The sequence below is a fragment of the Pseudomonadota bacterium genome (genome assembly GCA_018823285.1).
In the GTDB taxonomy this organism is placed as follows: Bacteria; Desulfobacterota; Desulfobulbia; order Desulfobulbales; family JAGXFP01; genus JAHJIQ01.
Window position 1 is genome coordinate 21,226 of sequence record JAHJIQ010000067.1, and the last position, 9,308, is coordinate 30,533.

General features: G+C 54.4%; 10 protein-coding genes. 3 read left to right on the plus strand and 7 right to left on the minus strand.

What is annotated here, in order from left to right:
- Positions 1 to 107: 107 nt before the first annotated feature.
- The 5 genes from KKG35_15280 to KKG35_15300 form a co-directional block, all read right to left on the minus strand.
- Entirely contained in the window at positions 108 to 1,010 is a 903-nt protein-coding gene (locus KKG35_15280; GenBank protein ID MBU1739490.1) for a Fic family protein, read from the minus strand.
- A gap of 354 nt (positions 1,011 to 1,364) precedes the next feature.
- On the minus strand, positions 1,365 to 1,979 hold the full coding sequence (locus KKG35_15285) for an LOG family protein (protein MBU1739491.1): 615 nt from the start codon (positions 1,977 to 1,979) through the stop codon (positions 1,365 to 1,367).
- Between the two features lie 23 nt (positions 1,980 to 2,002).
- Complete coding sequence (locus KKG35_15290) at positions 2,003 to 3,568, minus strand: flotillin family protein (GenBank protein MBU1739492.1); 1,566 nt, start codon at positions 3,566 to 3,568, stop codon at positions 2,003 to 2,005.
- Positions 3,569 to 3,583: 15 nt separating this feature from the next.
- A complete protein-coding gene (locus KKG35_15295) occupies positions 3,584 to 4,165 on the minus strand; it encodes an NfeD family protein (protein ID MBU1739493.1) in 582 nt (193 codons plus the stop codon).
- Between the two features lie 137 nt (positions 4,166 to 4,302).
- The gene (locus KKG35_15300) at positions 4,303 to 4,983 is read right to left on the minus strand and encodes a Crp/Fnr family transcriptional regulator (protein ID MBU1739494.1); all 681 of its coding nucleotides are present in this window, start codon (positions 4,981 to 4,983) and stop codon (positions 4,303 to 4,305) included.
- Between the two features lie 98 nt (positions 4,984 to 5,081).
- On the opposite strand from KKG35_15300, the gene KKG35_15305 reads away from it, so the two are divergent.
- The gene (locus KKG35_15305) at positions 5,082 to 5,228 is read left to right on the plus strand and encodes a hypothetical protein (protein MBU1739495.1); all 147 of its coding nucleotides are present in this window, start codon (positions 5,082 to 5,084) and stop codon (positions 5,226 to 5,228) included.
- Between the two features lie 70 nt (positions 5,229 to 5,298).
- Here the strand turns inward: KKG35_15305 and KKG35_15310 are convergent, their stop codons facing one another.
- Positions 5,299 to 6,057, minus strand: a complete 759-nt coding sequence (locus KKG35_15310; protein ID MBU1739496.1) for a 4'-phosphopantetheinyl transferase superfamily protein — start codon at positions 6,055 to 6,057, stop codon at positions 5,299 to 5,301.
- 97 nt (positions 6,058 to 6,154) lie between these two features.
- Here KKG35_15310 and KKG35_15315 point away from each other — a divergent pair, with 97 nt between their 5' ends.
- Positions 6,155 to 6,790 (plus strand): CvpA family protein, encoded by a 636-nt coding sequence (locus KKG35_15315; GenBank protein ID MBU1739497.1) that lies wholly within the window; start codon positions 6,155 to 6,157, stop codon positions 6,788 to 6,790.
- Here the strand turns inward: KKG35_15315 and KKG35_15320 are convergent.
- Positions 6,721 to 8,022: a TIGR04283 family arsenosugar biosynthesis glycosyltransferase gene (locus tag KKG35_15320; protein MBU1739498.1), complete on the minus strand. Its 1,302-nt coding sequence runs from the start codon at positions 8,020 to 8,022 to the stop codon at positions 6,721 to 6,723. The two genes, KKG35_15315 and KKG35_15320, sit on opposite strands and share 70 nt — an antisense overlap.
- A gap of 434 nt (positions 8,023 to 8,456) precedes the next feature.
- Between KKG35_15320 and KKG35_15325 the strand changes: the two genes are divergently transcribed.
- On the plus strand, positions 8,457 to 9,215 hold the full coding sequence (locus tag KKG35_15325; protein ID MBU1739499.1) for a UPF0280 family protein: 759 nt from the start codon (positions 8,457 to 8,459) through the stop codon (positions 9,213 to 9,215).
- The last annotated feature ends 93 nt before the right edge of the window (positions 9,216 to 9,308 follow it).

Consider the following 9,308-nt stretch of genomic DNA (forward strand, 5'->3'; position numbering starts at 1 on the left):
TCTACAGGCTTGATCTGTGGGGATATGAAGCGGATTTCCCCCTCACAAATTCTTCACAGATCAGGGTTCGTTTTTCAAGCAAGAGTCCGCCTCTCCGGAATGGATCGCTATGACTTCTGATGATCTTTTACATATTTCAGGATCGAATCTTTCGCGACCAACCAGTTTCGTTTCAGCTTAAAAGCGGGGATCGCGCCTCGTCGGGCCATAATATTCAGATAGTCCTGTGAGTATGGTGTGATCTCGGCGGCCTGGGCCATGGTCAGAAAACCGGAGGTCAGTTCGGGAATGGCTTCAAAATAGAGGAAAATGGTCCGCTCCAGAGCCCTGGCAACCAGAAAAACAAAATCATTCACCTCACCCTTGTGAGCCTTCTCCAGAGCATCGTAGTATTTCCTGCGATCATTTTTGAGGATAATCGCCGGGACATAACCGTTCTTCATGAGAAGCAAATTCATGAGCAGACGTGCGGTCCTGCCATTTCCATCGACAAAGGGGTGGATCGCTGCCAGTTCGAAATGCGCCATGGCAGCAAGCGTTACCGGGTGGGTTTTCCCTGTATCTGTCAGCCATTTTCGAGCGAAAGCCGCCATCTTCTCTTCGATGAGCAATGGCCCGGGTGGCAGATGGCCTGAACCACTGATCCGGACCTGGATATCCCGGTACCTGCCGGCGTATTTCGGGTCGATCTCCCGCAGGACCAGGGCATGAATTTCCTTAATATTTCGTTCCGAGATATTCGCGTCTTCCCGAGCCAGCTCTTCCACATAGGCAATGGCATCCCGATGGTTGATGGCCTCCAGATGCTCGCGTAAAGATTTCCGGCCGACGGTCAGGCCATCTTCCAGAACAAGCTTGGTCTCTTTCAAGGTGAGGGTGTTACCCTCGATGGCATTGGAGTTATAAGTCCAGTCAATAACAAGCTGCCCTTTGAGTCTGGTCAGGACAGAGACCGGCAATGGCCGATACTTATCGATAAGCCGCTTCCCTTCATCGATCCGCCGGAGGATTTTATCAAGACGATCTGATTTCATAAATATAATCGTATCCGATCATTTTTAACCGTCAATCAATATGATCGGATAGAAAAATTATTTCCACAAACGATCACGATGCGTTCATGAACGACATGCAAGATATTCAAAAGATGATTGACTGTCAGGCAGGAAGATTAACGACATAGAGAATAATTTGCACCAAAGTTATGATGATTACTGCAAATCTTAAATATTTGATCTTGTTGATGCGATCGGTGCTGGGTAAGCCATTAGCAGCCTCGCCTGGTTACAAATAACCTTAACCTCTGAAATTGTTCCGGCCAATTGGGGCAGACAACCCTGCCGGATTTCATGGTGAAATCCGGGTCAGGCAAACTCGACCCGGTACTTGTTGTAGTTGACGCAGACGTGTTCCATCTGGGCGCGGTCGGCGTGGATTTTTTTGATCAGCTCGACAACCTGCCGGGTTGTGGTGAGGTGAAAAATGTTGTGCATTTCCCGTTTGCTGAAAAGGTTGCGGGCCAGGACCTCCTGCTCCAGCCAGGAGAGCAATCCCGCCCACATCTCGCCGTAGAGGATAATCGGGGTCTCGCAGATGTGCTCGACCTGTACCAGCTGCCAGGAGTAGAACAGTTCAAGGAGGGTGCCGATCCCGCCGGTGGCGACGATCACCGCGTCGGACAAGGACATGAAGGTGTCCAGCCGGGCGCTGAACCGGTCGAAGTCTTTCTTGATGTCGAGATATTTGTTGTCTTGCTGTTCAAAGGGAAGCTTGATGTTCAAACCGATGGAATGGTTGTCCGAACCGGCGCTTTGATGCCCTGCGTTCGCTGCCTGCATAATCCCCGGGCCGCCGCCGGTGACGATATCAAAACCGGCTTCGGTCAGCCCTTTGGAAATCTCGAAAACCTCATTATAGGCCCGGTCGTTTTCCTTGATCCGAGCGGAACCGAAGATTGCCACTCGGTAATGTGGATCCATCGGCTGATCCTTCAGTTAAGAAATCACGATTCCTGCCCCGGGGCCGGTTTTTTTGCGGGTTTTGCCGGCTTCTGATTTTCCCGGGTGATTTCGCCGAGGTACTGGGGGAGATCGATACCCGCCATGCCGGCCACGTCGTGGAGCGGCGGCAGGCTTTTGATCAGGCCGGAGAGAAAGTTCGAGGTGGCGGTGCCGTTTTTATCACCTCCGGCGGAATCCCAGACGGTGACCTTGTCGATCTTGATGTTGCGGATCGCCTCGACCTGCATCTCGACGATCTTTTCGATTTTTTCGGTCATCAAGAGGGTGGCGGCGGACTTGGCGTCGCCGTTGCAGCCCTGTACCAGGCTGAGATACCCGGCCGCCTTGCTTTCGAGTACCTTGCGGATACCCTCGGCTTCGGCCTGGTATTTCAGGAGGATCGCGTCGGCCTGGCCCTTCGCCTCGCGGCGGGTTTTTTCGGCCTCGGCCTCGGCGGCGATCTCAACCTTTGTTTTATTAATTTCCTGGCGGACAACCTCTTCGGCGGTGAGCCGTTCCTGCTCCGCCTTGTACTGCGCTTTCTGGATTTCGACCTCGGCCTCGCGGCGCGCCACTTCGCCGCGCTGCAGGGCGGCCGCCTGTTTTACCGCGAGCTCGGCATTGGCATCGGCGATGTCCGCTTTCGCCTTGTTTTCACCATCGACAGCCTGCGCTTCCTGCTGCTGGACCACAATCCGCCGGTCGGCCTCGGCCCTTTTCTGGCCTTTCTGGGATTCGGCGACATTCTCGGCAACCTTGATCTCTTTCTCCCGGTCGGCCGCCGCCTCGCCGATGGTCGCTTCCGCCTCCTGCTGCTGGACAAAGACGCGCTGATCGGCCTCGGCCTTTTTCTTGCCTTTCTGAGCCTCGGCAACGTTTTCTGCCACCCGGATCTCTTTGACCTTGGTTGCCTCCGCTTCACCAATGGCGCCCAGTTTTTCCTGCTCTGCCACATCAACTTTCGCCTGATTGATCGCTTCGGAGGCCGCCTTCTTCCCGATGGAGTCGATGTAGCCGGACTCGTCGGTGATATCGGTGATGTTGACGTTGATCAGGAAAAGACCGATCTTGTTGAGTTCCGGAGAAACGTTCTTGCGGACCGAGTCAAGAAAACTCTCCCGGTCCTGGTTGATCTGCTCGATGGTCAGGGAGGCGACGGTGAGGCGCAGCTGGCCGAAGATGATCTCTTTGGCCATCTCCTCGATCTCGGTCTGCGACAGGTGCAGCAAGCGTTCGGCGGCAGAGGTCATGACCTCCGGTTCGGTGCTGATCCCGACCGTAAATGTGGAAGGCACATTAATCCGGATATTCTGCAGGGAAAGGGCCTTCTGCAAAGGGATGCTGATGGTCATCGGGGTCAGGCTGATATAAGCGTAATCCTGGATCAGCGGCCAGATCAGGGCGCCGCCGCCGTGGATGCAGTTCGCCGACTGCCCCTTGCCGACCTTGCCGTAGACCACCAGGATCTTGTCGGACGGGCACCGTTTGTACCTGGAGGCCAGGAAGGTGATGGTTGAAACAACCAGAATCAGGAACGCGGCAATGGGAAGAATCCAGAAATCGAACATGATAGCTCCTTGGGTTTACTTGATGATTTCCACTTCAAGAATATTGGCATGCACGGCGACCACCCGCACCGGGGCGCCGGTGGGAATTTCGGTTCCGTCCGTTGCGGTTGCGTCAAACTCACGCAATCGGTTCTGAAAATTGAGACTGACCCGGCCGGTCCCTCCGGCGGGGATGGTGAGATACACGGTCCCGCTGCTGCCGACCGCGTCGGCGGTTTTCAGGGTGCCGCTCGATTGCAGGTTGGCCGCCCCCTGGAAGAGTTTGCCGATGACCCAGACCGAGGCGAGGCCGGCGGCCACCGCGCCGATCATCGAGACGATCACCCCGGCCTGGCTCTGGCGGTAGAAGGCGAGCCCGACCAGGCCGAACATCATGAAAAACGCGGAAAGCCCGTGCATCGAGATGAGCCGGAAGCCTATGTCGGAATCCACATGCTGGGGGTCGATGCCGAGATCGGTGTCCGTGCCTGCCCCGGCGTCGGCATCCCCGCCGACGAACTGCATGATCAGTTTCAGGACCACGAAGAACCCGCCGATGATGGCGCAGGCGAGGAAGAATATCTCCAGGCCGTTGAAGTCTGCAAAAAGTTGTGCCACGCTGCGTCTCCTCTTTGTTTGTTGACCGATCCGAGGGTGCTTGTACTGACAATATCACAACCGGAATGACTCTACAAAACCATATGGGCAATGACTCTTAATACATGGCAGGAATGTCCGGTGTCAAATCAAATATTCTACAATCTCACTTCGCCGGAAGCGAGCGCCTCAAGCCCTTCAGGATCGAGAAGCGTGATCTGTGAACCTTTCGATTCGATATAGCCGCTTTCACTCATCTTCTTGAAAATCCGGGAGAGGGTTTCCGGGATGGTGCCGAGAAGGCTTGCCAGCTGGGCCTTGCCGATGGTCAGGCTGACCGTGGTGGCGTTCTGGTTGCCGCTTAGCAGCAGAAGATGGGAGGCGAGCCGGCCCGGCACTTCCTTGAGCGACAGCGCCTCGATCATCCCGGCGAATTTTTTCAGTCGCAGAGACAGGGTCCCCAGCATATTCATGGCCACGGAAGGATTGTCTTCAATCAGTTTGATAAAGGATTTTCGGGGAATGAAGATCACCCGGCTGTCTTTCAAGGTATCGGCGAAGGCGGGGAAGGATTTGCCGGTAAAAACCGCTGCTTCGGCAAACGGTTCGCCGGGGCCGAAGATGTGAAGAATCTGCTCCTTGCCCTCGACCGACAGCTTGTAGATTTTGACCTGGCCGCTGATCAGGATATAAAAACCGGTCCCCTCATCTCCTTCGGCGAAAATGGTGGTGCCTTTTTTGAAATTCTGGTCGGTGATGATCATCGCCAGGTCCTGGAGCTGCTCTTCGGTGAGGCCGTTGAACAGGGAGATGGTGGAGAGTATGTTAATTATTTCCATGTTTGCTTTCCCATATTTGAATCTGACTTTCGCTCAATTTCAGTCTGCATGCTCGTCATTCCGGGCTTGACCCGGAATCCAGTATCCTGGACGCTTCAATGATGATCAGCGTCCCACCCGGCGCTGCCGGGGCAAATTTGAGAAATAACCGGATGATCCCACTCTCGTTCCTGCGTTTATCCGATCAGGCATCAGGAGGACGCAAGGCCGATTTCTGGATTCCGGCTAAAAACATGCCGGAATGACATGTCTGGCGTTTTGTTCGTATTCCGTTGATGATGGTGAATTGTGCTTTCCGTGCTTCAGGCTATTCTATCATCCCAGAGCAACAGAGCAACCGTAATCCTGATAAATAAAGACTGCCACCCGGTGTATTGGTTGGTCGGCGGTTTTGCGAATTCTGAAGGAAAATGTCCAGCAGTCGACCTCTGGATTTGCAAGCGAAACAAGTTCCATCTCCAGAAAACCGGTCAGGGGACTCCCGCCACGCGCCTTGCGAAGCGCCTCTTTGGCAGACCAGAGAAGGGTCAGTTGCATCTCTTCATTGTTTACAGCCAAAGTCTCACAGATTGTTTTCTCGCGCCCGGTACAGAATTTTTCCCGGACCCGGATGACCGCAGGAGAGGTCTTCTGGATGTCGATGCCGCAGGGGACCTCGAAAACGGCAAGGCCAACGCTGAGTTCGTGGCTGTGGGAGAGGGAGATTTCGACTGCCGGTTTTACATGGTCGTCCACTCGGGTCAGGAATGGCCGGCCATCCGGGTCGGGGGTGATCTGCCAGTCGAGATAGTCCGATGCCTGTCGATCATTTAACAGCTCGATGGCGGCCCGTTTTACGGCGATCCGCCCGCCAAGCCATTCAACCCGGCGTTTCGGATAAGAATAAGAACGGTATTTTTCCAGTTCGGTTTCGGTCAGGAAGAGAGCCGGGTCAAGGGTCTTGTCCCCAAGCTGGTGCTGGAGGTCGGAAAGACTCACCAAAGTCACGAATGGCGTGGATTTCAGGCCGATAATCGTGCCAAGTTCAGATGGCGACAGGGGCAGCGGGAGGCCTTGAATTGGGGCGGAAGTCATAAAATATGCTTTATCTTATTATAATTATTATAAAATAATGGCTTTTTGCCCTTGAAATGTCTTGAAATATAATTTAATAAGTTTTTTAATGATCTCAATGGGTTCCATCGATATTGCAGTTATCTCGATAATTTCTCTGCTCACCGTCAGGGGAATCTGGACAGGCTTTATTCGCCAGGCCGCGTTTATTGTCGCCCTGATCTTCGGTTTCTGGGCTGCCGGCCGCTATTATCACCTGTTTTCAGGTCTCCTCGACAACTTCATCACCATACCACAGGTCAGCTTTCTGGTAACCTACTCCCTCATCTTTGCGGTTGTCTATCTGCTGGTCATGCTCCTGGGGCTGGGTCTGAAAAAAGTCGTCACCATTTCCATGCTGGGCGGTTTCGACCGGTTTATCGGCGGACTTTTCGGGATCGGCAAGGGGGTGTTTATCACCACACTGCTTTTCATGCTGGTGGCCGGGACCTTCGCCAACTCCGCGTCATTTCTGAAGAGATCTTATTTCTATCCGTTCCTCGAAGACAGTTCAAAGCTGGTCCGGTCTTTTATCATGGACCGGAGTCTACGCGATCGTTTTCAGCCGAGCGAGCCGGCGATACCCGCCATTGAGGAAGGGGTGGCCAATCTCTACGCCGCCAACAGCAGAAGGATAACCACTGATCAGGAACGGGCTCTCGATGCCATCCGGTACCAGCTTGCCAGGGAAGTCGGGGGAGCCCCCAGCAGATAAGCAATGACCATGACCTGATTGATCAGGGTGGTCTTGAGAATCCCTTTCTCCCGCCAGCGTCTCCCCGAAGTGGTCGCTTTCTGTTCCAGTATTTCGATCTTCCCAAAACGCCTGAGTTTTTTGACCAGGGCGAAATCTTCCATGATCCCGATTTCCGGGAACCCTCCGGCCTTTGTAAAGGTCTCTTTTCTGAGGAAAATGGCCTGATCGCCGTAGGGCATCTGCAGGAACCGTGACCTGAAGTTCGCCCCCTTTTCAATGAGCCGTAGCGCAGAACCTTTGAGGTCGATGGCCAGGCTGAAGGCCCCGGCAACAACTCCCGGTTCGACCAGGCAGCTTCGGAGCGAAGAGGCGAAATGACGGGGGAGAAGAGTGTCGGCATGGAGAAAAAGCAGGATGTCGCCGGTGGCGGCTGCGGCTCCGGCGTTTTGCTGGACACCTCGCCCGAAAGGAGCGTGGACCACTTTCACGCCAAAACTTTCGGCAATCATCGGTGTTTTGTCGTGACTGCCGCCGTCGGCGACAATGATCTCAATCTCTGGTTCAGAGGAAAGATGTTTCAGGGTTGCAGCGAGATTTTCTTCCTCGTTCAGGGTTGGAATAATAATCGAAATCCGGTGGCCGGTATTTTCCGCTATCGGCATCCGGGCAAGATCCTCCGGCCGGTCAATGTCATGCAGTTTTTCCAGAAGGCGATATTCAAGGCCGAGTTTGTCGGCCACGGCCAGGGTGTTGTCCAAAACTCCGGAAGTCCCCCACGGCTGGTCTTCAAAGAGGGCCGGACAGGAACGGGTGAGGCCGAGCAGATAATACCCGCCGTCTTCCGCCGGACCTAAAACCATTTGCCGGTCTTTCAGTTCGGTGAAGCCTTCGCTGAGAATCGCTGCGGTCAGGGAAGGGCAGTCGGCGCCGATAATGATGACCCGCTGATATCCTTCGGCAAAACTCTCGGCAAAGGCGCGGGCCATCTTTACGCCAAGATCACCCTCGCCCTGATCCTGAATCCTGATGGCGTCTCCCAGCCAGGAGGACACCTGTTCCCGGCTGCCGCCAAAGTATCTGACTTCAAGGTCGGCGGGTAGAGTTCTTGCTACGGCAACGGTCCTTTCACTCATCCGGCGCTGCAGGTCTGCGGCGCCTTCCCCGCCGAGACTTTCGATCAGCCTGGTCTTGGTGCTTCCGGCAGTCGGGTAGCGGGTGAAGATGAGCAGTTTTTCGGATGAGAGTGACAAGAGCGGTCCTTGTTTGACTGAGAGTGCTTGCCTCGAAAATCGGGATCAATTAAGAAACAGAATACTTCTCCCGGTAAGTTTATGAATCAACTTTCTGAGCTTGGCTAATCTTCAGATATAAAAGGGTTATGGCGATTTGTTCGAGCCTATGTTCCACCAGAAGCCAGAAGTCAGAAGTCTGAAGCCAGGAGAAAAGCTTAAAGCTGAGTTGAGCAGCTTGTCTGCTCTTACCGATAAGCGAGCCTGCGAGACATCGAGACTTATACCCGAAGGGTGAAAAAATCAGTCATTCTGGCTCCTGGCCTCTGGCTTCTGAATTCTCAGCATGGAATGCCACTATGGATCTGAACCATTTTATGACATCAATCCAATAGCATAAGACAAGTCAGAAAGTTGATTTTATTATAACGTCAGCAAACAATACTGCAGAAATTATGGGCGGCAAGCGAAAAAAGAAGCCGGATTCCTACCGGGAAAGAAACTATCGGCGTGAGCTGGATACCGGTGATCTCGCGTCATTCGAAGTGAAGGTCCGGGAGACCGATCTGCAGATCTTTGCCACCCGTGATGTGCAGAAAGAGGCGGAGCATCAGGTGATCGGTTTGCGCAACCAGCTGGAAAACTATATCGCGGCGAATCATTCTTTTCTCGGTTCGCTGGTGCCGCTGCCGGCAGACCCTCTGGCGCCGCCCATTGTCCGCGAGATGCTTGCCGCCGGAAAAGCGGCCGGGGTCGGACCGATGGCGGCGGTGGCCGGGGTGATCTCGGAGCGGGTCGGGATTCATCTTCTCGGTCTTGACACCATTGACGAGGTGATGGTGGAAAACGGTGGAGATATCTTTCTCCGGCGGACGAAGGACACCACCGTGGCCATCTTTGCCGGGGAGTCTCCGCTGAGCGGGCGGATCGGCCTGAAGATCGCGGCGGCCGAGATGCCGCTTGGCATCTGCACCTCGTCGGGAACGGTGGGGCATTCGTTAAGTTTTGGCCGGGCGGATTCGGTCACTGTTCTTTCCGGTTCAACCGCTCTGGCCGACGCGGTGGCCACCAGGCTCGGCAATGCGGTCGGGAGTTCAGCTGATATCAGCCGGGCTCTCGAAATTGCGGCAGCCATTCCCGGAATCATCGGGGTGGTGATCGTGATGGGTGAAGAACTTGGCGCCTGGGGGAAGGTGGAGCTGGTCAGGATCTGAATAAAATCCTACTCCTCACCCTTGAAGAAGGCCGGATTTTTTTCGTTTGAATTCTTCGAGTTTTACCATTTCTTTTTTGTGACATTCCGGACA